At 60.5% G+C, this 22,009-nt stretch carries 21 protein-coding genes; 6 read left to right on the top strand and 15 right to left on the bottom strand.

Going from position 1 to position 22,009, the window contains the following annotated elements; genetic code table 11:
• Positions 1-211: 211 nt before the first annotated feature.
• The 4 genes from C9E81_RS13465 to C9E81_RS13480 all read right to left on the bottom strand — a co-directional run bounded on the left by C9E81_RS13465 (position 212) and on the right by C9E81_RS13480 (position 3,500).
• Complete coding sequence (locus tag C9E81_RS13465) at positions 212-772, bottom strand: 5-formyltetrahydrofolate cyclo-ligase (protein ID WP_122112888.1); 561 nt, start codon at positions 770-772, stop codon at positions 212-214.
• A complete protein-coding gene (mgtE, locus tag C9E81_RS13470) occupies positions 769-2,181 on the bottom strand; it encodes a magnesium transporter (protein WP_122112889.1) in 1,413 nt (470 codons plus the stop codon). The genes C9E81_RS13465 and mgtE overlap by 4 nt, the downstream gene beginning before the upstream one ends.
• Positions 2,182-2,236: 55 nt before the next feature.
• Positions 2,237-3,022: a histidinol-phosphatase gene (gene hisN / locus C9E81_RS13475; protein ID WP_122112890.1), complete on the bottom strand. Its 786-nt coding sequence runs from the start codon at positions 3,020-3,022 to the stop codon at positions 2,237-2,239.
• A 121-nt stretch (positions 3,023-3,143) separates the two neighbouring features.
• Entirely contained in the window at positions 3,144-3,500 is a 357-nt protein-coding gene (locus C9E81_RS13480) for a helix-turn-helix domain-containing protein (RefSeq protein WP_122112891.1), read from the bottom strand.
• A gap of 177 nt (positions 3,501-3,677) precedes the next feature.
• Between C9E81_RS13480 and C9E81_RS13485 the strand changes: the two genes are divergently transcribed.
• A complete protein-coding gene (locus tag C9E81_RS13485) occupies positions 3,678-4,646 on the top strand; it encodes an NADPH:quinone oxidoreductase family protein (protein ID WP_122112892.1) in 969 nt (322 codons plus the stop codon).
• Between the two features lie 97 nt (positions 4,647-4,743).
• A complete protein-coding gene (locus C9E81_RS13490) occupies positions 4,744-5,490 on the top strand; it encodes a Bax inhibitor-1/YccA family protein (protein ID WP_122112893.1) in 747 nt (248 codons plus the stop codon).
• A gap of 197 nt (positions 5,491-5,687) precedes the next feature.
• On the opposite strand, the gene lpdA is transcribed toward C9E81_RS13490, so the two are convergent.
• The 3 genes from lpdA to queA all read right to left on the bottom strand — a co-directional run bounded on the left by lpdA (position 5,688) and on the right by queA (position 9,606).
• Entirely contained in the window at positions 5,688-7,079 is a 1,392-nt protein-coding gene (gene lpdA, locus C9E81_RS13495; RefSeq protein WP_122112894.1) for a dihydrolipoyl dehydrogenase, read from the bottom strand.
• Between the two features lie 81 nt (positions 7,080-7,160).
• Positions 7,161-8,471: an MFS transporter gene (locus C9E81_RS13500; protein WP_122112895.1), complete on the bottom strand. Its 1,311-nt coding sequence runs from the start codon at positions 8,469-8,471 to the stop codon at positions 7,161-7,163.
• Positions 8,472-8,559: 88 nt separating this feature from the next.
• Complete coding sequence (gene queA / locus C9E81_RS13505) at positions 8,560-9,606, bottom strand: tRNA preQ1(34) S-adenosylmethionine ribosyltransferase-isomerase QueA (RefSeq protein ID WP_122112896.1); 1,047 nt, start codon at positions 9,604-9,606, stop codon at positions 8,560-8,562.
• A gap of 148 nt (positions 9,607-9,754) precedes the next feature.
• Between queA and C9E81_RS13510 the strand changes: the two genes are divergently transcribed.
• Together C9E81_RS13510 and bfr are read left to right on the top strand one after the other, a co-directional pair.
• Positions 9,755-10,048, top strand: a complete 294-nt coding sequence (locus C9E81_RS13510; RefSeq protein ID WP_122112897.1) for a (2Fe-2S)-binding protein — start codon at positions 9,755-9,757, stop codon at positions 10,046-10,048.
• On the top strand, positions 9,996-10,481 hold the full coding sequence (gene bfr, locus C9E81_RS13515; RefSeq protein ID WP_122112898.1) for a bacterioferritin: 486 nt from the start codon (positions 9,996-9,998) through the stop codon (positions 10,479-10,481). The genes C9E81_RS13510 and bfr overlap by 53 nt, the downstream gene beginning before the upstream one ends.
• An 85-nt stretch (positions 10,482-10,566) precedes the next feature.
• Here bfr and C9E81_RS13520 read toward each other — a convergent pair whose 3' ends face one another.
• Together C9E81_RS13520 and C9E81_RS13525 are read right to left on the bottom strand one after the other, a co-directional pair.
• Positions 10,567-10,893, bottom strand: a complete 327-nt coding sequence (locus C9E81_RS13520) for a hypothetical protein (protein ID WP_122112899.1) — start codon at positions 10,891-10,893, stop codon at positions 10,567-10,569.
• Between the two features lie 122 nt (positions 10,894-11,015).
• Complete coding sequence (locus C9E81_RS13525; RefSeq protein ID WP_122112900.1) at positions 11,016-12,026, bottom strand: TRAP transporter substrate-binding protein; 1,011 nt, start codon at positions 12,024-12,026, stop codon at positions 11,016-11,018.
• 104 nt (positions 12,027-12,130) lie between these two features.
• Here C9E81_RS13525 and C9E81_RS13530 point away from each other — a divergent pair, with 104 nt between their 5' ends.
• Both C9E81_RS13530 and C9E81_RS13535 read left to right on the top strand, forming a co-directional pair.
• Complete coding sequence (locus C9E81_RS13530) at positions 12,131-14,137, top strand: sensor histidine kinase (protein WP_243698656.1); 2,007 nt, start codon at positions 12,131-12,133, stop codon at positions 14,135-14,137.
• Complete coding sequence (locus C9E81_RS13535) at positions 14,125-14,727, top strand: response regulator transcription factor (protein ID WP_122112901.1); 603 nt, start codon at positions 14,125-14,127, stop codon at positions 14,725-14,727. The genes C9E81_RS13530 and C9E81_RS13535 overlap by 13 nt, the downstream gene beginning before the upstream one ends.
• 207 nt (positions 14,728-14,934) lie before the next feature.
• Here the strand turns inward: C9E81_RS13535 and C9E81_RS13540 are convergent, their stop codons facing one another.
• The 6 genes from C9E81_RS13540 to C9E81_RS13565 all read right to left on the bottom strand — a co-directional run bounded on the left by C9E81_RS13540 (position 14,935) and on the right by C9E81_RS13565 (position 22,007).
• On the bottom strand, positions 14,935-16,035 hold the full coding sequence (locus C9E81_RS13540) for a flagellar basal body P-ring protein FlgI (RefSeq protein WP_122112902.1): 1,101 nt from the start codon (positions 16,033-16,035) through the stop codon (positions 14,935-14,937).
• Positions 16,032-17,033, bottom strand: a complete 1,002-nt coding sequence (locus tag C9E81_RS13545) for a flagellin (protein WP_122112903.1) — start codon at positions 17,031-17,033, stop codon at positions 16,032-16,034. The genes C9E81_RS13540 and C9E81_RS13545 overlap by 4 nt, the downstream gene beginning before the upstream one ends.
• 2 nt (positions 17,034-17,035) lie before the next feature.
• Entirely contained in the window at positions 17,036-18,481 is a 1,446-nt protein-coding gene (flgK, locus tag C9E81_RS13550; protein ID WP_122112904.1) for a flagellar hook-associated protein FlgK, read from the bottom strand.
• Positions 18,482-18,519: 38 nt separating this feature from the next.
• On the bottom strand, positions 18,520-19,845 hold the full coding sequence (locus C9E81_RS13555) for a flagellar hook protein FlgE (RefSeq protein WP_122112905.1): 1,326 nt from the start codon (positions 19,843-19,845) through the stop codon (positions 18,520-18,522).
• An 83-nt stretch (positions 19,846-19,928) separates the two neighbouring features.
• Positions 19,929-20,690: a flagellar motor protein MotB gene (locus C9E81_RS13560; RefSeq protein WP_122112906.1), complete on the bottom strand. Its 762-nt coding sequence runs from the start codon at positions 20,688-20,690 to the stop codon at positions 19,929-19,931.
• Between the two features lie 96 nt (positions 20,691-20,786).
• Positions 20,787-22,007 (bottom strand): phenylacetate--CoA ligase family protein, encoded by a 1,221-nt coding sequence (locus C9E81_RS13565; RefSeq protein ID WP_122112907.1) that lies wholly within the window; start codon positions 22,005-22,007, stop codon positions 20,787-20,789.
• Positions 22,008-22,009 lie beyond the last annotated feature (2 nt).

Here is a 22,009-nt window from a genome sequence, read left to right on the forward strand (position 1 = left end):
GGGGACAGATTGCCGTTGACATCCGCGTGAACCCGTTTGGCGGGATTCGCACACAATCCGGCACCCTAAAGGGCCAAAACCGCAGCCGCATAGGAATTTATGTCAATGAATACAGCAAGAAATGGGCGAAAGTTCAGTCTTCTTCCACAGGGTTATCCCCGGATCATCCCCAGGTTGTGCACAGCTGGTGCAGACAAGCCACAATCCCGGATTATCGAGGTGATGATAAAACCGGCCGGATGATTTCGCGGCATGTCACGATCATATCCAGCTGCTGATCGAAGCTTTCCACCGGAATCGAGGGCAGTTCCTGACTTGCGAAAGCCAGCCCGATGGCCGTCACGGGCCCTTGCCCGCGCAGCAATTCCAGCGTTCTGTCGTAATAGCCACCGCCATAGCCGATGCGATTTCCCGCCCGGTCGAACGCCGCGAGGGGCACGATCAATATCTGGGGTTGCAGCACCGGGGATGATTCGGGCGGATGCGAAGTTCCGAATGGTCCCGGTTCCAGAGTATCGCCCTGCCATTCCCGAAAGACCAGCGGCACGGCCTTGCCGGTCACGACAGGAAGGCAAAGCGGGCCGCGATGCGCGCGCATTACGGGAATCGGATCGGCCTCCCCCCGCATCGGCCAATACCCCGAAAGGATCTTTCCGGTGTGAGGTTCCAGGGCTGTGGAAAGATGCCGGGTGATCCCAGCCTGATCACCCCCCTGCTTTTCCCGGGCGGCGAGGGCCTGCCGCCGTAATGCCGATTTCTCGATGGCACTCATAGCAGCACCGCCGAGGCGAGACCCAGAAAGGCGAAGAAACCGACAACATCAGTCATGGTCGTCACGAAAGTCCCCGAAGCGAGCGCCGGATCCGCGCCCAGTTTCTCCAATGTCAGCGGCACCAGAATGCCAGCAAGCGCCGCGACGGCAAGATTCACGGTCATGGCGACGGCAATGACCAGCGGCAAATGGCTTACGTCGAACCAGAACCACGCGATCATTCCCATCACCAGCGCAAAGGTCAGTCCGTTCATCAGCCCGACCAGCGCCTCGCGGCGAACGACGCGCCAGACATTCCCCCCGGTCAGGCTCTTGGTCGCCAGTGCACGGACTGCGACTGCCAGTGTCTGGGTTCCGGCATTGCCGCCCATGGATGCGACAATGGGCATCAGCACGGCCAATGCCACGATCTGCTGGATCGACGCTTCGAAAATCGAGATCACATAGGCGGCAAGATTCGCCGCGGCGAGATTGACCATCAGCCAGGGCAAGCGCTGGCGCAGGGTCTCGATCACGGTATCGGTGATTGCCGATTCCTCGCCGACACCGGCGAGACGCAGGATATCCTCTTCGTGCTCCTCGTCCAGAACCGCCATCGCATCGTCGATGGTAATTACCCCTACAAGCCTATCATCCCTGTCCACGACCGGAGCGGAAATCAGGTGATACTGGTTGAATGCATAGGCGACGTCACCCTCGTCGGCATAGGCGCTGATGGTGCGGAAACTTTCTTCCGACAGTTCGCTCAGGGCGACATCGCGGCGCGATGCCAGCATCCGTCCAAGCTGGACATAGCCGATCGGGTGACGGCGCGGATCGACGAGGATGACGTGGTAGAACTGTTCGGGCAGCCATTCCTCGGCCCTCAAAAAGTCGATCATGTCGCCCACGGTCCAGTGCTCGGGCGCCGTCACGACCTCGGACTGCATCAGGCGGCCGGCCGAATATTCGGGATAGGTCAGTGATTGCTGAACGGCAGCGCGGTCGGAATCATCCAGCGCGGCAAGGATCTCGGCGCGGCCTGACTCGTCCAGATCCTCGACCAGATCGACGACATCGTCGCTGTCCATCTCGCGGACGGCTTCGGCCAGCACCTCGGGCGGGAGTTGCTCAAGCACCTCTTCCCGGATCGATTCGTCGATCTCTGACAGGATTTCGCCATCGATTTCGCCGGAATAAAGCCCCAGGAAGTCCCGCCGCCCGGAGGTATCGAGCCGCTCGATGATGTCGGCGATGTCGGCGGCGTGCATCGGTTCGAGCAACTCGTTCAGCCGTGCCGGATCCCCCGCCTCGATGGCCATGTCGATCTGTTCCAGCAACTCGCGCCGCGGAAGGAATTCATCCTCCTCGCGATCCGATGGCGTCTCGGCAAGCTGATCCACGGCCTCGGGGCGCTCGTCGTCACTCATCCGGGATCTCCTGTCCTGCGATACTGGTTATGATGGGCTGAATAGACCGCGCCGGTCAGTCGTTCAACAAGTCAAGCGCCTGCCGGTGAAGAAGTTCCGAAGCAGCCGCGACAATCTGTCCGCCCTGTGCAGCAGAGCCGCCCTGCCAATCGCTCACGATCCCCCCCGCCGCCTCGATCACCGCCAATGGCCCGGCAATGTCATACGCCTGCAATCCGGCCTCGATCACCAGGTCCACCTGCCCCATGGCCAGTAGCGCATAGGCGTAGCAATCCAGGCCATAGCGCGTCAGCCGCACCTTCTCCGCCACACGCCGGAAGGCTTCGGCCTCGGCCGGGGTGCCGATCTCGGGGAAGGTCGTCATCAGCGTCGCCTGTTCCAGAGCCACGTCACGGCGCACCGCAAGGGGATGTTCACCATCCGGCCCGGTCAGCCGCGACAGGCCAAGCCCGCCCTCGAAGCGCTCACCGATATAGGGCTGATCGATCAGGCCATAGCGGATCCCCTGGCCGTCGCTGAGACCTATCAGCACGCCCCAACTGGGCGCGCCGCAGATGAAGGCGCGAGTGCCGTCGATGGGATCGAGGATCCATGTCAGCCCGCTGCTGCCCTCGCGATGGCCGTATTCCTCGCCAAAGACCGCGTCTTCGGGGCGGCGGCGCGCCAGAACTTCGCGCATCGCCTTTTCGGCGGCGCGATCGGCCTCGGTCACCGGGTCGAAATCCGTGGGTCGCTTGTTGTCGGTTGCCAGCGCGGCACTGCGGAACAATGGCAGAATCGCCCGCCGGGCGGCATCCGCCATCTCATGTGCCGTATCGATAATGTCCTGTGCATCCTGCATGGCCGCCCCTGCCCTGTCCGCCTGCGGCAGGTCTACAGCATTCTCGGGAAAAGTGGATCCCGTTTTACCCCGAATGTCCCGATATGCCTGGTCCCCGACAAGAGATTGCCGGGATCACCGTTCAGGCAACATTCGACAGGACGCGCGCAAGCTCGAAGATCTGGCGGCGCTGCGTTTCCGGAATGGAATAATAGGCCCGCACCAGTTGCAGCGCCTCCTTGTCAGCGAGGATATCACCCTCGACCTCCTCCATGGCCTGTTCGTGAAGGCCCTCGAAGAAGAAATTCACCGGCACATCAAGCGCATGGGCAATATCCCACAGGCGCGACGCCGAAACCCGGTTCATGCCGGTTTCGTATTTCTGAATCTGCTGAAACTTGATTCCGACTTTGTCGGCAAGCTGCTGCTGCGTCATGCCGATCATCCAGCGACGATGGCGGATCCGTTTGCCTACATGTACATCCACTGTGTGTTTCATATCAATCCTCATTACAATTCCAGATTGAACCATCGCCCGCTTCGCAATCAACGGATGTTGCCGCCGCAAGAATAGCAAAGGTTTAACAAAAATACAGATAAAGTTGTAAGTATGGCGCTGACTTGAGAATTACACTACAAACAGCTGACTTGATTTAACATTTACAGGGGACCGCGGATGCCTGACAGGTACAGCATCGCAAAAGTGAACGCGTTCGGCGAGGATCCTATCATAGAACACACCCCCGCGCCTCGCCGGGCGCAGGGCGAAGTTTTGCTGCGGGTACGCTGCGCAGCGCTGAATTTCGCAGATTTGCTGAAGGCGAAAGGCCAGTATCAGGAACGCGCGGAACCGCCGTTCATCCCCGGCCTCGAAGGCGCGGGCGAAGTGCTCGAGGCGCCGGAGAACAGCGAGTTTGCGCCCGGCGACAGGGTCGCTATCTGCCACCCCGGCACGATGGCAGAGGTCATCTCGGCACCACAGACCGCCTGCCTGAAGATGCCCGGCCGGATGAGTTTCGAGCAGGCGGCGGGGTTTCAGATCGCCTATGGCACCAGCCACCTGGCGCTTACCATGCGGGCGGACCTGAAAGAAGGAGAGACCCTCGCCGTCCTCGGCGCGGCAGGCGGTGTCGGATTGACCGCGGTGGAGATCGGGCGGGCCCTGGGCGCCCGCGTGATAGGCATCGCCCGGGGTGCCGGGAAATTGCAGGCGATCCGCGATGCCGGGGCAGAGCAGGTCATCGACAGCGCCGAATGCGCCGACCTGAAGGCGGCATTGCGGGAACTGGGCGGAGTTGACGTGGTATACGACCCGGTCGGCGGCGCCCCGGGCGAGGCCGCATTCGGTGCCTTGCGCAGGGGAGGACGCTTTTTGGTCATCGGCTTTGCCGGCGGCCGCACGCCCGACCTGCCGCTTAACCACGCACTGGTCAAGAATATCGCCATTCACGGGCTTTACTGGGGAGGCTATGACAGCCTGAATCCGGCTGCGCGGCGCAACAGCCTGTCACAGCTTTTCCAGCTGTTCGACGCAGGCAAACTCTTTCCGGTTGCGGACGAAGCCCTGCCGCTGTCGCGGATCGCCGAGGGTTACGAGATGCTGCGCAGCCGCCGCGCCATCGGAAAGATCCTCATTTACCCCTGATCCACGCGCATTTGACCTTTCCGACAGTTGAAACATGGCCGGATCTCGCCAATATAATGGCCATGACAGCAACGCCATTCCTACAGGGGAGACATTGATGGCAGAATACAACTCGTACCGTACCGCGCAGGGCGTCGGCACCCGCTCGGCGGTGATCGATGAAGGGCTGCGGACCCATATGAACCGCGTATATGGGCTGATGTCGGTCGGAATGCTTGTGACCGCCGTCTTTGCCTGGGGTATCAGCACGCTCGCCGTCGATGCCAGCGGTCAGCTGACCGCGCTTGGTTCGGCGATCTACATGTCGCCGCTGAAATGGGTGATCATGTTCGCCCCGCTGCTGGTGGTCTTCGGCTTTGGCGCCATGCTGAACCGCATGTCGGTTCAGACGGCCACCATGGTCTTTTATGGCTTTGCCGCCCTGATGGGGCTGTCGATCAGTTCGATATTCCTGGTCTACACGTCCCTGTCGATCGTGCAGACATTCCTGGTGACGGCCATCGCCTTCGCGGGCCTGTCGCTGTGGGGTTACACGACCAAGAAAGACATCTCGGGCTGGGGCAGCTTCCTGATCATGGGGGTGATCGGCCTGATCGTCGCTTCGATCGTGAACATCTTCCTGCAGTCCAGCGGCCTGCAGTTCGCGATCTCGTTGCTCGGTGTCCTGATCTTCGCGGGCCTGACCGCCTACGACACGCAGAACATCAAGAATACCTACCTGCGTCTTGCCGGCTCGGACAGCGAATTCCTGGGCAAGACCGCGATCATGGGTGCGCTGCAACTGTATCTGGATTTCCTGAACCTGTTCATGTTCCTGCTGCAGTTCCTGGGCAACCGCGAGTAATCGCGCCCCATCCGCAAACAGATGAAGGCCGGGCAAATGCCCGGCCTTTCTTCTTGCCCCGAAAGGCCGAGCCTGCCCGGCTCGCACCGCATCGCGGCCATGTCATCAGATCAATATCCTGCGGCGGAGAGAATCGCTGCAAAACCGACGGCGGGAGCACAAAGCCTGCCGCCAGTTTCCATCACGCCAAGGCGCTATCAGAAGTGGATGGCCCGGCCGTAGGCGTCCAGAACCGCCTCATGCATCATCTCGGACAGGGTCGGATGCGGGAAGACGGTTTCCATCAGTTCCGCCTCGGTCGTTTCCAGCGTGCGGCCCACGACATAGCCCTGGATAAGTTCGGTCACCTCGGCACCGACCATATGCGCACCCAGCAATTCGCCGGTCCTGGCATCAAACACGGTCTTGACCATCCCCTCGGCCTCGCCAAGGGCAATTGCCTTGCCATTGCCGATGAAGGGGAAACGCCCGACCTTGATCTCGTATCCCTTCTCCTTGGCCTGCGCCTCGGTATAGCCGACGCTGGCGATCTGCGGCTGGCAATAGGTGCAGCCCGCGATCGAGTTCGGCTTGACCGGATGCGGATGCTGGCCCGCGATCAGTTCGGCCACCATGACGCCCTCGTGACTGGCCTTGTGCGCCAGCCACGGCGCCCCGGCCAGATCGCCGATGGCGTAAAGCCCCTCGATTCCGGTGCGGCAATATTCATCGGTCACGACATGGGTGCGATCGATCTTGACGCCCTGCTCCTCCAGCCCCAGCCCCTCGACATTGCCGACGATGCCGACCGCCGAGATCACCGTGTCGAATTCCATCTTCTCGGTCTTGCCGCCGGACTCGATATGGGCGGTCACCTTGGAGGCGGCGCGATCCAGCTTCTTGACCGTCGCCTTTTCCATGATCTTCATGCCCTGCTTGACGAATTGCTTCCTGGCAAAGGCGCTGATCTCGGCATCCTCGACAGGCAGCACGCGGTCCATCACCTCGACCACCGTGGTATCGGCGCCGAGCGTGTTGAAGAAGCTGGCAAATTCGATACCGATCGCACCCGAGCCGATCACCAGCAGCTTCTTGGGCATATGCGGTGGTTTCAGCGCGTGCTTGTAGTTCCAGACCAGCTTGCCGTCCGGCTCCAGCCCCGGCAATTCCCGCGCCCGCGCGCCGGTGGCCAGCACGATGGATTTCGCGGTGACCTCCTCGGTTCCCTTGTCGGTCTTGACGCTCAGCTTGCCCTTTCCGGTCAGCTTCGCCTCGCCCATGATGACGGTGACCTTGTTCTTCTTGAACAAATGGCCGATGCCGCCCGACAATTGCTTGGCCACCCCGCGGGAACGGTCAACCACCTTGTCCAAGTCAAAACCCACCTTGTCGGCGGAAAGGCCGAAATCCTTCGCCCGCTCCATCAGGTGGAACACCTCTGCGCTGCGCAACAGCGCCTTGGTGGGAATACAGCCCCAGTTGAGACAGATGCCGCCCAGATGTTCGCGCTCGACACAGGCCACTTTCAGGCCAAGCTGCGCCCCCCGGATCGCAGCCACATAACCGCCAGGTCCTGCGCCGACCACCACCATATCGAAATTCTGAGCCATCCGGTCCCCCGATTGCTGAAGATAGTTCAGCGTTAAACCATTATCCGGAGGTCAGCAAGGACCGGGGGTAACAACCCGCGTTCAGCCGGTCGGCGACGCCTTTTCGTCGTCATCGCCAAGCCCGGGCTCGTCCCCGTTTTCTTCTCCTGTCGGAGAGGTATCGTCGGCCTGCGCCTCATCCAGCGCGGTCTCAAGCACCAGCGCCGTGACATTGGTCCCGATGGCGGCATAGCTGCCCTGCTCCTCCGGGGACAATGCGGGACGGCGTGTCATCCGCCAACCGGCGTAAATCGCCACCGATATCAGCAGTGCTCCCATGTAGATCCAGTAACCATCCGGGCCGACCACGCCCATCAGCCAGCCGGTGATCAGCGGGCCACCAAGCGAGCCGACGCCATAGATGAACAGCAGCCCCGCCGAGGCAGCCGCCATGTCCGACTGGTCCAGGTAATCATTGGTATAGGCCAGCAGCATCGCATAGATCGGATGCGATACGCCGCCCAGCATCGCACCGGCAAGCGCCAGCCCGAGCGCACCGGGTTGCACCACCACCACGATCAATGTGGTCAGCGCTCCGATCGCGGCCAGCAGCAGCACCAGTTTGCGCCGGTCTATACGGTCCGACACCCAGCCAAGCGGGTATTGCAGCACCAGCCCTCCGGTATAGATCGCCGCCACGAAAAACGAGATCTGGGCTACGGACAACCCGATCTCGGCCCCCCAGACCGAGGACATTCCTGACAGCGCAGCGAACACGCCGCCCATCAGGAAGATACCCACGCAGCCCAGCGGCGACGCGACGTAGAGTTGCCGGAAGGACATCCGCTTGATCGTCTCGAATGACGGAGCAGGACGTGCCGACAAAAGGATAGGCGTGAAGGCCAGCGACACCAGCACCGAGGGAATGGCGAACAGCAGGAATCCCGCCGGATCGCCGACATTCAACAGGGCCTGCGCGGAAACGATTCCCAGAAGCTGCACCACCATGTAGGCCGCCAGCGTCTTGCCCCGGTTCTCATTGGTCGAAGCCTCGTTCAGCCAGCTTTCCGCCGTCACGTAGACGCCGCAGAAACAAAAGCCGATCAGGAAACGCAGGATAGTCCAGGAAATCCAGTTCGGCCCGATGGCGAACAGCACCAGGATTGCCGAGATCATCGAGCCGAGTGCCGCAAAGACACGGACATGACCGACATTGTGAATGATGCCCGGCACGGTCAGGCTGCCCAGCAGGAAGCCGCCATAATACCCAGCCATGACGACCGACATCTGGAAGGTTGCGATATGCTCGATCCCGCCACGAATACCCAGCAACGTCCCATGCATCCCGTTGCCGACCATCAGCAACAGAACGCCAAGCAACAGCGGCCATGTGCTGCGCATCACCGAACTCATCTCGAAACCCGTCCTTCGTCCTGCACCCGATCGGTCAAGCACTCTGCCCTAATCCCGATCGCGCGCGCTTTCCAGCGTGGAACCGATTTCAGGGTAACAGAAGCGATGCGTCTCCATAACTGAAGAATCGATATTCTGCCGCGACGGCATGCGCGTAAATTCGCTGGATTTCTTCCATTCCCATAAGCGCCGAGACCAGCATGAGCAGGGTCGATTTCGGCAGGTGGAAATTGGTCATCAGCCCGTCGCTCACCCGGAAGTGATAGCCTGGATAGATGAAGATCTCTGTCGTGCCGGAAAAGGGCGCTATCCGATCCTCTCCGCACGCGGCCGATTCGATCAGCCGCAGCGCCGTGGTGCCGACCGGAATAACCCGCCGTCCCTGTTCCTTCGCGGCGTTGATCCGGGCGGCGGCGGCCCCGCTGACCTCACCCCACTCGGCATGCATCCTGTGGGTGGCCACGTCCTCGACCTTGACGGGCAAGAAGGTTCCCGCGCCGACATGCAGGGTGACATGGACGAACTCGACGCCGCGCGCCTCCAGCGCCTCCAGCAGGGGCGTATCGAAATGCAGGCTGGCTGTCGGGGCGGCGACCGCGCCCCGCCGCGCGGCCCAGATGGTCTGGTAGTCCTCGTGATCCTGTTCGTCGGGCGCCCGCAACGACGCGATATAGGGCGGCAGCGGCATCGCCCCCACCCGGGCCAGCGCCGCATCAAAGGCGTCGCCCTCGGCATCGAAGCGCAACCGCAAGCCGCCTCCCGCGATCTCAACGACCTCGGCGGACAGCGCCTCGCCGAAACGGATCACCTCGCCCTCGCGCAGCTTGCGCAATGGCTTGGCCAGCGCCTGCCAACCATCCACGGCGGGCTCCAGCAGCGTCACCTCGATCTTCGCCGCAACCTCGCCCTGCCCGGTCCGCCGCGTCCGGGTTCCGGTCAGGCGCGCGGGGATGACCTTGGTGTCGTTCAGCACCAGAACATCGCCGGGGCGCAAGATCTGCGGCAGATCGTAAACATGCCGGTCCGCGATCCCCCGCCCCTCTGCCAGAAGCAGGCGCGCCGAACTGCGCGGTCGCGCGGGACGCGTCGCGATCAGGTGCTCGGGCAGGTCGAAATCGAAATCAGAAAGTTTCATGACAGCGCTTGTGCGCCGGCCCGCCTGCCCGGTCAAGTTGACGTCAATCAAATCACGAGAGATTTCACCGCCATAAAGACAAAGTGAAAAACTTGGTCTTTACATGACTGACAATTTTGGTAGGAGTTCGGGTGACAGGAGCTTGCCAATGATCGTCTGCCACTGCATGCAAATCTCGGATCACGACATCCATGCCGCGATCGACTGGATGCGTGCGGCGGATCCGCAGACGATCATCACGCCGGGCAAGATCTATCACGCCCTCGGGAAACGTGCAGATTGCGGCAGTTGCATGCCGCTGTTTCTGGACACCATGCGCCACTGCGATAGTGTGGGGGTAGCCCCGCCGATTTTGCGGGCAAGAACAGGCAGCATGGAGGGCTCCCGAAATGAAGGGCGACAAAAAGGTCATCGAATATCTCAACGCCGCACTGCGGTCTGAATTGACGGCTGTCAGCCAGTATTGGCTGCATTATCGCCTGCAGGAAGACTGGGGTTACGGGCGGATCGCGAACAAATCGCGCGCCGAATCGATCGAGGAAATGCATCACGCCGATCGGCTGATCCAGCGAATCATCTTTCTCGAAGGCCATCCGAATCTGCAAAAGCTCGACCCGCTGCGGATCGGCCAGAATCTCAAGGAAACTCTCGAATCGGATCTGGCTGGCGAACATGACGCGCGCACGCTTTATATCGAGGCGCGCGATCATTGCGAGAAGGTCGGCGATTATGTCAGCAAGCAACTGTTCGAGGATCTGATTGCCGACGAGGAAGGCCATATCGACTTCCTCGAAACCCAGATCGAGCTGCATACCACCATCGGTGCCGAGAAATATGGCCTGCTCAATGCCAAACCCGCGGATGAAGCGGAATAAGCAGCGGCCCTGACAGGATGATATCGGCGGGTGCGTGATCCATTATCACGCGCCCGCTTTTTTGGGGAAGCGGACGCGACGGCGGTCAGCCAGCAGCGAAGTTGCAGCCTTTGCGCTGCCCCAGCCCCGCCAGAACCGCCTCACGCGCATGTGCGGCCTCAAGCGCTTCCTGTCCGTTCATGTAATTGCCGACTGCAGCCGGCCAGAACAGCACAACAGCGGCGACATTTTGCGCCGACATGCCTGTTCCTTTCTTGGCCTCTTTCTTCAATCGCTCGATCTGCGCCGATTCCTGGGCGATCTGCTGGCAGGTCATGTTGGCGTCGGTGATGCGGGTCTTTGCAACCTTCTCGGGGTTGACGCAGGCAGCCAGAATCAGTGGAGCAGCGAATGCGAGTGCGATTTTCTTCATGGGGAATCCTTTCAATCTTCGCATTCGTGTTTTGTCATCCACTCCTGAACAAAAGGTTAACTTACTCCCTGCAAGGGTTTGAAAAATAGCTCTATCTGGCTCCTTCCCGATATCCAGGCGCCTCAGCGATCAAGTTCAAGTTCGTCGTAGACCTGCTGGATAAGATCAGGACCGATCCGGTCGGCCATCTGCTCGTGCACGGGCTTCAGCGCCGCCAGCCACGCGGCGCGTTCCTCACCGGTCAACTCGTGGAACCTGGTCGTGCCAAGGGCCTTCATCGCCTCCAGCGCTTCATCATTCACCTGTTCCGCGATCGAATTGCCGTATTCAGTCGCCTCAAGCACGGCCCTGTCCAACTCGGTACGGATATCGCCCGGCAAATTCTTCCAATATGCCTGGTTCACAATCAGCGCATAGCCGATATAGCCATGCCGCGAAATCGTGGCATGTTTCTGAACCTCATGCATGTTCTGCGTGAACATGTTCGATGGCGGATTTTCGGTTCCATCGACGATACCGGTCGCAAGCGCCTGATAAACCTCTGAAAAAGCAAGAACCTGAGGCATCGCGCCAAGCGCAAGCATCTGCGCTTCCAGGGTTTTCGACGCCTGTATGCGCATCTTGAGCCCCTTGAAATCACCGGGCCAGTGCAGGGGTGAATTGGCTGACATGATCTTGAAGCCGTTGTCCCAGAATGCCAGCCCTTCAATTCCCCTGGGCTCCAGCATCTTCAGCAGCTCTTCGCCGATCTCGCCTTCGGTGATCTTGCGCAGGCTCTCGCGCCCATCGAACAGCACCGGCAGGTCGAACAGCTCGAATTGCTGCGCCCCGAGCGGGCTGAACTTGGCCAACGAAGGCGCCAGCATCTGCACGGCCCCCAGTTGCAAGGCCTCAAGCTCCACCTTGTCCTTGTATAGCTGGCTGCCGGGATAAATCTCGACATTGACCGCCCCTTCGGTATATTTCTCCGCCAGTTCCCTGAATCTGTCGGCAGCCTTGCCCTTGGGCGTGTCGGGGGCGACAACATGGCTGAACTTGATGGTGATCCTGGCCTCGGCCCGTGCCGGGTGCAAAGCAGGCAGGCCGATCACGGCAGCTCCCGCCAGCCGGGTGAAGTTGCGCCGATTCAGCATCATGGTTCCTCCCCCTTCTCCGCACTTCCGGCGGTCTGCGATTTCTTGCCACGATTGTCATCCTGTCGTTATTGTGGGTTTCCGCAATAGAAAGAGGAAATGGCGTGAACAGGAGGGAGGCAGCATCGGCCAGAACAGGCGGTTCGGCGCTGGACGATCCCTGGACCGTCGGCGCCAAGACCACTCCACGGCGGCTGGACATGCTGGCCCTGGTTCCGCTGGTGGCGATCATCGCCCTTGTGGCCCTGGTCGCCGCCGTGGTCTGGATCGTCAGCCGCAACGAGGCCGAGCAGGCGCGGGTCAAGCTGGCAACTGATGCACTGTGGGTCGAACAGACGCTGCGCCTGCAGATGTCCGTCGATGAGGACATGCTCGTGCGGCAGGCGCTCGAAGCGGCCTCGGGCACCTCCTCCGCCGTGCTGGACACCCGGACGCGCCTGCATATCGCGTCGAATCCCGAGATCCTTTCGGTCGTCTGGCATGACGGCAGCGGTCGCCGCACGCGCGCCCTGCCGAATGCCGGCGCGCCAGGCGATGACGAACTGGTGGCGTTGTTGGCGAAACCCGGCGCCAGGGGGGCTCGGCCGGTCTATGGCGATGTCGCCGACGACGGGCGGGTGACGATGGGGCTGGCGCTGCCGGACGAGGCGGGCTTCGTCACCGCCACCGTGTCGCTGCCGCTTCTGTTGCAACGACATGTTCCGTGGTGGATCGCGGAACAATATGGCGTGCGTATCCGGGACACGGGAGGTCAGGATTTCGCGGCAAGGCAGTTGCTGACACCCGATCCCGGCAATCCCAGCCACACGATCAGCTTCGATCCTCCGTTGCGTGGAACGTTATTGCAGATCACCGCCTATGATGCGCCACAGGCTATTCGCTCGGCGCTGCTTTTCGGGGTCATCGCAGCATTGGCGGCATTCGCCATTCTCGCCCTCGCGGTGTTGTTCGGCAGCGCCAAGCGTCGCCGCGCGGCCGAAGCCCAGCTTCGCGGTGAAACCGCCTTTCGCCGGGCAATGGAAGAAAGCCTGACCGTGGGCCTGCGGGCCAGGGATCACGACGGACGGATTCTTTATGTCAACTCGGCTTTCTGCAATCTCGTGGGAAGGGAATCATCGGAACTGATCGGGCATAGCCCGCCAATGCCCTATTGGGACCCGGCATGGCTGGAAGAGATAGAGGCGCGGCATCGCCACCTCGAAAACTCGAAGGCCGTGCCGCAAAGTTTCGAAACCCATTTCCGCCACAAGGACGGCCACGAGATCGAGGTGCAGGTTTACGAGGCGCCGCTGATCGATGCAACCGGAGTGCATCGCGGCTGGATGGGCTCGGTCATCGATATCACCGACCAGAAGCGCGCCGCCCGGCTGGCCCGTGAACAGGATGAGACCATGGCTCGCACGGGACGGCTGGTCACATTGGGTGAAATGGCCTCGACACTGGCACATGAGCTTAATCAGCCGCTCTCGGCGATCGCTTCTTACGCGGCGGGAATGACCAACCTGCTGGGGCATAAGGAGCTCGATCCCGTCATGCTGCGCGACGCCACCGGCAAGCTGAGCCGTCAGGCGGATCGGGCCGGGCAGATCATCCGCCATATCCAGGATCTGGTCAAGAAACGCGAACCCCGCTTTCTGGATGTCCATCTTGATGAGGTGATCGTGGAAACCGTTGCTTTCCTGAACGCGGATGCCCGCGCGCATCGCGTCTTGCTCGAAACCGATATCCAGCCGGTGCCGCCATTGTCGGCCGATAGAATTTTGCTGGAACAGGTGCTCATCAACCTGATCCGCAACGGCATGGAAGCAATGGCGGACAAACGTCACGGCGATATGCTGCGCATTCGTCTCCATGCGCAGGGCGAACATGCAATGATCGAAGTCGTGGATCAGGGAGGCGGGATTTCCGACGAGATGACGGGGCGGCTTTTCGACGCATTCGCCTCGACCAAGGCACAAGGGATGGGGATGGGATTGAAAATCTGCCGCTCGATCGTCGAACTGCATCGCGGCCAGCTCAATCACCGCCCCGTCCCGGACGGGGGCACCGCGTTCCTGATCAGCCTGCCACTCGCCAGTCGAGAACAGGGGAATGACGCATGGGCGGCATGATCCATATCGTCGATGACGAGGAACCGATACGCGACGCGCTGAGCTTTCTGTTCGCCTCGCGCGGATTGGCAGCCCGATGCTGGCCCTCGGGAGAGGCGTTTCTTGCTGCCCTGCCGCTCGAGGACTGTTCCTGCATCATCCTTGACGTGCGCATGGGTGACCTGAACGGTCCGGAGGTTTACGAGCGTCTGCGCGCGCAAGGCATCCAGGTGCCGGTGATTTTCCTGACCGGCCATGCAGATGTTCCGGTCGCGGTTCAGACGCTCAAGGCCGGTGCCTTCGACTTTCTCGAGAAACCCTTCAACGACAACCAGATCGTCGATCTCGCCCTGCGTGCCATTGAAAGCTTTGAAGCGTCCGAGGCCGAGGAAGCCGCCCGCCGCGACATTGCCGCACGCCTTGCCACCCTGTCGCCCCGCGAGGAAGAGGTCATGCGGCTGATGCTGTCGGGTGCCCTGAACAAGCAGATCGCCGATACGCTCGACATCGCCATGCGAACGGTAGAGGTCCATCGCGGCCGCATCCTGTCGAAAATGGGGGCACGGAACGGGATCGAACTCGCAATGATGATGGGGACGGACGGCAAGTGACGGGTGCTGTTTAGGCGAATGCAGCCTGGCCACAAAACTGATCCGTTCCGGCACATTGCCTTGCCCGTCATGAATGTGCCGTTCCAACCCGAGCACCCCCCATTTTCGACAATGTTTCCGGCAAGCTCGGACATGGTTTCGTCAGGGCAATAGTCTCAGCGCCGCCCTGTTCGTCCCCTGGTCCGATATCCGGCATGCGGGAACGGGTTATTCGATGATCAGCTCCGCGTGCAGGGCACCGGCTGCATGTATGGATTTCAGGATATCGATCATATCTCGCGGCGGCACTCCGAGAGCGTTGAGACCGGCAATCAAATCGCTGAGAGAAGTTTCATCGGCCAGTTCCGCAAAACCAATGCCAGGCTCTTCCTCCAACTCGGCGAATGACCTCGGAACAGTCACCGTTTCTCCATCCGCGAAAGGATTGGGCTGGGACACCAGCGGAGCCTCGCTGACACGCAGCGTCAGGTTCCCCTGCGACACCGCCACGCGCGAGATGCGGACATGTTCACCCACGACAATCGTTCCCGCCTTGTGATCTATCACCACTTTCGCCCGGTCTTCCGGCTCGATGGTCAGGTTTTCGATCCGCCCCAGAACACGTGCAGGGCTGACATTGCCGAGTTTCCGAAATTCGACAATTACAGTGCCGCTGTCCCGAGCCTCTGCGATACGGCGGTTGAAGTCCCGGTTGATAACATCCTCGATCCGGGTTGCGGTAGTAAAATCGGTGTTACGCAAAGCGATGCGAATATTCTGGAGTTGAGAGAAATCAAAGGCCACCTCGCGCTCCACCCGCGCGCCCGCCGGAATTGCCCCTGCTGTTGGGACACCTTCGACCACACGTGCCGCCTCCCCCGCGACTACCGCGCCCCCCGAGATAAGCGATCCTTGCGCAACCGCGTAGATATTGCCGTCCGCAGCTTTCAACGGGGTCATGACAAGGGTACCGCCCAACAAGCTTTTCGCATCGCCAATCGTGGAAACGCCGACATCGATGCGGCTGCCTGATCGCGCGAAAGGCGGCAATACGGCGGTCACCACGACAGCCGCGACGTTTTTGGACCTCAGCGCATCGTCGGTTACGTTGATCCCCAACCGCTCCAACAGGCCGGCCAGCATTTCCTCTGTAAAGGGGGCGTTGCGAAAACTGTCGCCGGTACCGTCCAGGCCAACGACGAGACCATAGCCGACCAGATCATTGCCACGAACACCGTCGAAATCCGCCATGTCCTTGATACGGACCGGTGCCGCAACGGATGCCGATGACAACGCTATGAGAACCAGTAAAGCCCAGAGCTGCCTCACCGCAGATATTCCGTCAGTTTCAGCTTCGACAGGATATTCGTCAGAAGATAAATAGCCTCCAACTGGGTTTTGACCTCATCAAGCGCCGTTTTGGCCTTTGCCAGATCGACCTGCCTGATATCATTTCTGGCCGTCTTCAATGCGCTGAGAATCGCGCCATTTTCAACCTTGCGCGCATCGATGCTTGCCTGCCTCGACCCGATATTCGCGATGTAGGCGATATAATCGGGCTGATTATCGATAAGAAACTGACCGCCTTTGCGCATCAGATCGATCTGGTCACTGCTCTGGTCGGCGGCAGCGTCCCGTCCCGCCAGGGCAATCAGGGCGAGGCCTTTCATCTGGTTGCGGACTACCTGATCGGCGGCATTTGCATCCAGTTCGATGAAGTGCTTCTCGGATATCTTGGTCAGACGCGTTTGCCCCGTTGTTCCGCCATATGCGACATTCAGGAACTCATCATCGAACCAATCCGACACCGCTTGAAAAATATCGTCAGTCGAGGTCAGACCCGATACGGCATCCTCCAACTTTCCAAGTATTTCTTTGCCAGAGATAAGTGGGGGGCGATCAACGGCCAGGCCCGAGAATATATATTGTCCACCGATGTCGCTATTCAATTCGGATACGAACGAGACAAAAGCCTGTTTAGCTTCCACCGGAAGTGTCCTGATAGCTTCTGATGCAAGAAGTGTCGGCGAAACCAGAACCTCAGAAGCCAGCTCTTTCGTCGTCTCATGCCCAGCATTGAGAACTCGATACTGCTCCTTAAGCAGCAATGCGGTATCTTTCACGTTCTCCTGATACTGCCCGATCAATGTCAGACGAGTTTCGACACTGTTCAGAATCCGTGTATTCCCCCGCAGATGCAGCCCAAGATCCGCCGCCTCACCGCTCGCGTTTTCCTGTGTCAGGGTATGCAGGTTTTTCGTGACGCGCGCGGTATTGGTTTGCAAGGTGAAAGCTCGGGCCTGGTTCCCTATCGCATTGGTCAGCATGTTTACCACCTTAATATCTGATCCATCATCTCGTCGATTGCCTGGATAACCCGGGCGTTGGCCGCATAGGCTTGCGTATGTTCAAGCAGGCGTTGCAGTTCGACATCGCCGTTTACCCCGTCGGACAGAAAACGAACGGATATCGCGTCTGCCCGGCTGTTTTTGGCCGTGCTATCTGCCTCGGCTTCGACACGCCGCGAACTCGTGCGTGCCTCGAGGATCGCCAACCGAGCAGCCAGAGACCCTCTTTCCTGAAACGCACTTTCGCCGTGAGGAGACCGTATCCGCTGTATCGCCTCCTCCAGCCCGATAAGCATTGCCGGGTTTCCGACGGGGCCCGGATCGACCGCGCCCAACCCGTCCCGCAGCCGCCACACCGTCCCGTCACCTGCCGGATCGACGATCGAATTCAGCGCAATGCGGCCAGCCAATCCGGTTGCGGCCGCAGGTTCCGCACGCCCTCCTTCGTCGGTGAATAGACCGGGGGTATCCGGGCCGATCGTGGGATCGACTGTCGGATCGGCGAACAGATCATGCAGCTCCAGCGCGAGTGAATCCAGTTCATGCTGGAACTGGGGCCCCAAGCCATCACGGATCTCGAAGTTGGACGAGAGCCTGCCCCCCGCAAAGAAGCGCATCCGGGAGAGCGGCAATTCTTTCCCGTCCACGAACAGGTGTTGAACGGATTTGTCTTTCACCGACAACTCGGCCGAAAATTGCGGAGCAGGCTGGAAATCGATCTGGCTCGGTGCCGTGCCATCCAGCAACGGCATCCCCTCTTTCGTGAAGAGCGCGACAGTGCCCGCATCCCTTGGAACTTCCTGCACCGGGACGATACTGTTGATTCCATCGATCGCCTGTTGGCGCGCATCGACCAGGGGCGAAGGATCCTTGCCCTGGGCCTTGATGACGAAGATCCGGCGGTTCAGATCGGCAACACGCGCGAGGCCAACGTTCAGGGCTCTGACATCCGCAGCAATGGCAGTATCCGCCTCGGCTCTGGCGGTCTGCACGGTATCCGAGGCGACATTGAGGGCAAACGCCAGATCCTTCGCGGCATGGGCGGCCTGCTCCAGCCGGACATTATCGTCAGGGCGATCGCTGGCATCGAGAAGCTTTTCCCGAAACCTTGTCAGCATGTTGCTGAGACCACCCGGGGCACCCGGGAGCCCAATGGTATCCTCCATCTTCTTCAGGAAATCCAGTCGCGTCGAGGCTTCGATTTTGGCCGCATCGGCAAGGCGGTATTCAGCGAGCAATCCGGCGTTCACCACCCGGGCGATGCCGTCAATCCGCACGCCGCCACTTGCCCGCGAATTCAGCGTCATCTCGCGACGCGCAAATCCTACCGTTTGCGCATTCGCGAGATTGTCGGCAACCACCTCGGTTCCGCGAGCTGTCGCGGCCAAGCCGGTTACCGCATTGGAGAGCGCCTTGGCGATACCCATGCCGTCAATTCCTTCCTGTCTGTATCAATGCACCTGCATCAGCGCTTGATATTGGTGGTTTCCTGCAGCATCTCGTCCACCGTCTGGATCACTTTCGCATTCGTGGCATAGGCGCGCTGCGTCTGGATCATTTCCGTCAGTTCCTCGGCAATGTCGGTGGTCGAACCCTCACGGGCATAACCCCGAATTTTCCCCGTCGGTCCGTCGCCGGCATCCCAGAGAAAGAAGCCGCCCGATGTTTGCGAAATACTGTATGTCTGGGCACTTCCGGCCTGCAGGCCATTCACATTGGGCACGGACACGACCGGAACCTGATAAAGCGTCCTCACGATACCGGTATCATAACTTGCCTTGAGAAATCCGCGTTCGTCGATCTCGACCGAGGTCAGCCTACCGACCCGTGCGCCATCCTTCGTGACACTCGTGGGGGCGTAAGTATTGCCCATCTGCCTCAGCAATCCGTTCGGATCGTTCGGCTTTCCGATCACGATCTCCACCTCGCCATCGGCCACCCCTATGGTGAACGACCCGGTTTCCGCGTCATATTCCCCACCCTCCAGTGTCTCCACTGCCTTGATCATTCCGGCATAATCGGCGCTGCCATCGAACTCGACCCTGTAGGAGCCAATCACCCTGTCGGGTTCATTGGATGCCCGGTCACGTATATCCACCTGCCATTTCAGCGACATCCCATCCGGGTTGGAGGTATCCGGGGTATAGGTGACCTCCAGCCGTTCGCTGGTGCCGAGATTGCCGAAATATTCGATACTATGCAGGATCGGGTCGCCCGTGGGATCACCTGATTTGGACGGAAGCGTATCCGTCGCAGGCAGGGTGACCCCCAGGTTGATCCGGGTCGTCGCGGCACTTTTCGCCTGATCATAGGGAATCCGGATCGGCTCAAGACCGGCAGAGGTATCGCGTGCCAAGGATGGGATCTGGCCATTGGGAAGCGCTGCCCAGCCCAGCAGCACAAAGCCCGAGTCGGTACGTAAGTAGCCGCTCTCATCAGCACTGAAACCTCCTGTCCGCGTCATCAGCAGCTGTGGCTGCGGCGCATTTCCATAGACATCCGTGACAGGCGTAACGGGCAACATGCCGGGGCCGACAATCGCAATATCCGTGGACGTGGATGTTGGAATGATCGGGCCTTCCTCGGCAACATTCCTGCTGGTTGACGCGAGAACACCGCCCGCCGTGTAGGTGCCTCCGGAACTGGCCAGAACCAGGGCATCGAATCCGGTTTCGGTTCGTTTGTAACCATGAGTGGCTGAGTTCGCGATATTGTCCGAGATCGTCGCAATCTTCGTCGAATTCGCCCGCAAGCCGGAGACGCCTGCCCCCATCGCTGATCCCAAAGTCATGATATGGTCCCTTCTTCTGGACATGTTGCCGTCAGCATCCAGGAGACGGTTTAAGATTAGCCTAATGAGAATGGTTTTTCGGCCTACCGGAGCAAAATCACTTCGATCCGGTTATTCGCCGGCGACATCGGGTTGCCCTCTCGGTGCTTCCGGTCTGCAAAGCCGGTGACGCGCTGCACGCGCTTGTCCGGCAGCCCCCCCTGATCAAGAAGGTTGCGCACCGCATGGGCCCGCGCGTCCGACAATGCCCAGACCGGCGAAGACTGAAGGATATCCGGATAGGAGCGGACGTGACCGGTTACGGCCAGATCATTCCGGGTCTGTCCCAGAACCCGTGCAAGCAGCCTGGCCAATTCGTTCAGAACCGGCTGCGGTTGAGCCGTGTCGTCGACGAAAAGCGGCTCATCGGTCAGATCCGCCAGTTCAATCACCAGGCCTTCATCGGTCATCCGGGTCACGACATGACGCAGGAGATTTGTCATCTGCATCGATTCGGCGCCGGAGCCGGTCAATTGATCCTGAACCTGTTTCGCGACTTCCTCGAAATCCCCGGCAAGATGCGTGTCGGGCAGACTGTCCTCAATGGAATGCAGGATCCCTTCTTCGACATCCTCGCCATCGGCACCCGATCTCTGGACAATGGTCGGATTGAAGTAATCTGCCAGCCCCGCCCGTTGCTGTTCGGTCGTAGCGTTGAGCAGCCACATCAGAAGGAAGAATGCCATCATCGCGGTTACGAAATCCGCATATGCCACCTTCCAGGCGCCCCCGTGATGCCCCGCCTCCTCGCCGCCGCCACCGCGCTTTATGATAACCACCGCAGCAGAGTTCTTGTTCGCCGCCATCTCGTCACCCGTACCAATGTTTCGCTGACGGGAACATCCGGGCAACATGGGTTCAAAACAAGTTAACCTTTCAAATACCACTCATTAAGAAGCGCTTCATTCATAGCGTCGCCTGTCCTCGATCACCTTGCCATCGTTGGGCAGGCTGCCGGGCGGCACGATTTCCACCCGGCCCTTCAGCTTCAACATATGCGCAACCGAATCGGCATAGGCTTCGGCCGACCCGGCCCGCGACTCGATCTGCACGGTCATCACATCCATCTCTCCGTCGCGTTCGGCGATCACCCGGGCGCGGGAAATCTCGGGATGGCGGGCTATCAACGCGGCCACCTGTTCGGGACGCACGAACATACCCTTGATCTTGGCTGTCTGATCGGCACGGCCCAGCCAGCCCCTGATGCGCATATTGGTTCGGCCGCATGGCGAGGCTCCGGGCAGCACTGCCGACAGATCCCCGGTGGCAAAGCGCAACAGCGGATAATCGGGATTCAGCGTCGTCACCAGGACTTCGCCCACCTCACCTTCGGGCAGCGGGTCTCCAGTGCCCGGGCGGACGATCTCGACGATCACGCCCTCATCGACGATCATGCCGTCAAGGGCGTCGCTCTCATAGGCGATATTCCCGATATCGGCCGTGGCATAACATTGCCGAGTGACGATACCGCGGTCAGCATATTCCTGCCGCAGAGACGGGAACAATGCCCCCCCACCCACAACCGCCCTGGAGATCGACAGTCGCTTGCCCATCTCGTCGGCGCGGTCGAGAATGACCTTCAGGAAATCCGGCGTTCCCGCGTAGCAGGTCGTGCCGATATCGGCGGCGGCGGATACCTGCAGATCGGTCTGGCCGGTCCCGGCGGGCAGCACGGCGGCATCGACGGCCCGGGCGGCAGATTCGAACATCATTCCAGCGGGCGTCAGATGATAACCGAAGCAGTTCTGCACGATATCGCCGCGCCCCACGCCGGAAGCATGCAGAAACCGGCCCAACCGCCACCAGTCCCCCTCGCGCCGGCCCGGCTCATAGATCGGACCGGGGCTTTGGAAAATCTGATCGAACTCATTCGCGGGGCGGGTCGTGTAGCCCCCGAAGGGAGGCGATCTCCGCTGCGCTTCGGAAAGTTCAGACTTGCGGATCACCGGCAGCCGGGGCAGCGTCGCGCGGTCGGTGACATCCTCTGGTTCGATATCGCGCAACAGGCGCGCCAGGGCAGGTGCGGTCTTGGCCCGCGCGATCGCAATCGGCAGAGCCCTGGCCAGAGCCTCTTCCCGCGCCTGCATGTCGCGGATCTCCAGGTCGTCGTAATAGCCGGTCATGA

The sequence above is a fragment of the Paracoccus alkanivorans genome, assembly GCF_003697785.1.
GTDB lineage: Bacteria > Pseudomonadota > Alphaproteobacteria > Rhodobacterales > Rhodobacteraceae > Paracoccus > Paracoccus alkanivorans.

Bases quoted from the DNA above. Each gene is read 5' to 3' on its own strand.
- C9E81_RS13545 (WP_122112903.1), bottom strand. From the start codon at position 17,033: ATGCTGACCAATGCGATAGGGAACCAGGCCCGAGCTTTCACCTTGCAA.
- C9E81_RS13565 (WP_122112907.1), bottom strand. From the start codon at position 22,007: ATGACCGGCTATTACGACGACCTGGAGATCCGCGACATGCAGGCGCGG.
- bfr (WP_122112898.1), top strand. From the start codon at position 9,996: ATGAAGGGCGACAAAAAGGTCATCGAATATCTCAACGCCGCACTGCGG.
- C9E81_RS13525 (WP_122112900.1), bottom strand. From the start codon at position 12,026: ATGCTGAATCGGCGCAACTTCACCCGGCTGGCGGGAGCTGCCGTGATC.
- C9E81_RS13510 (WP_122112897.1), top strand. From the start codon at position 9,755: ATGATCGTCTGCCACTGCATGCAAATCTCGGATCACGACATCCATGCC.
- lpdA (WP_122112894.1), bottom strand. From the start codon at position 7,079: ATGGCTCAGAATTTCGATATGGTGGTGGTCGGCGCAGGACCTGGCGGT.
- mgtE (WP_122112889.1), bottom strand. From the start codon at position 2,181: ATGAGTGACGACGAGCGCCCCGAGGCCGTGGATCAGCTTGCCGAGACG.
- C9E81_RS13485 (WP_122112892.1), top strand. From the start codon at position 3,678: ATGCCTGACAGGTACAGCATCGCAAAAGTGAACGCGTTCGGCGAGGAT.
- C9E81_RS13560 (WP_122112906.1), bottom strand. From the start codon at position 20,690: ATGGCGGCGAACAAGAACTCTGCTGCGGTGGTTATCATAAAGCGCGGT.
- C9E81_RS13465 (WP_122112888.1), bottom strand. From the start codon at position 772: ATGAGTGCCATCGAGAAATCGGCATTACGGCGGCAGGCCCTCGCCGCC.
- C9E81_RS13535 (WP_122112901.1), top strand. From the start codon at position 14,125: ATGGGCGGCATGATCCATATCGTCGATGACGAGGAACCGATACGCGAC.
- C9E81_RS13520 (WP_122112899.1), bottom strand. From the start codon at position 10,893: ATGAAGAAAATCGCACTCGCATTCGCTGCTCCACTGATTCTGGCTGCC.
- C9E81_RS13500 (WP_122112895.1), bottom strand. From the start codon at position 8,471: ATGAGTTCGGTGATGCGCAGCACATGGCCGCTGTTGCTTGGCGTTCTG.
- C9E81_RS13555 (WP_122112905.1), bottom strand. From the start codon at position 19,845: ATGACTTTGGGATCAGCGATGGGGGCAGGCGTCTCCGGCTTGCGGGCG.
- C9E81_RS13490 (WP_122112893.1), top strand. From the start codon at position 4,744: ATGGCAGAATACAACTCGTACCGTACCGCGCAGGGCGTCGGCACCCGC.
- flgK (WP_122112904.1), bottom strand. From the start codon at position 18,481: ATGGGTATCGCCAAGGCGCTCTCCAATGCGGTAACCGGCTTGGCCGCG.
- C9E81_RS13480 (WP_122112891.1), bottom strand. From the start codon at position 3,500: ATGAAACACACAGTGGATGTACATGTAGGCAAACGGATCCGCCATCGT.
- queA (WP_122112896.1), bottom strand. From the start codon at position 9,606: ATGAAACTTTCTGATTTCGATTTCGACCTGCCCGAGCACCTGATCGCG.
- hisN (WP_122112890.1), bottom strand. From the start codon at position 3,022: ATGCAGGATGCACAGGACATTATCGATACGGCACATGAGATGGCGGAT.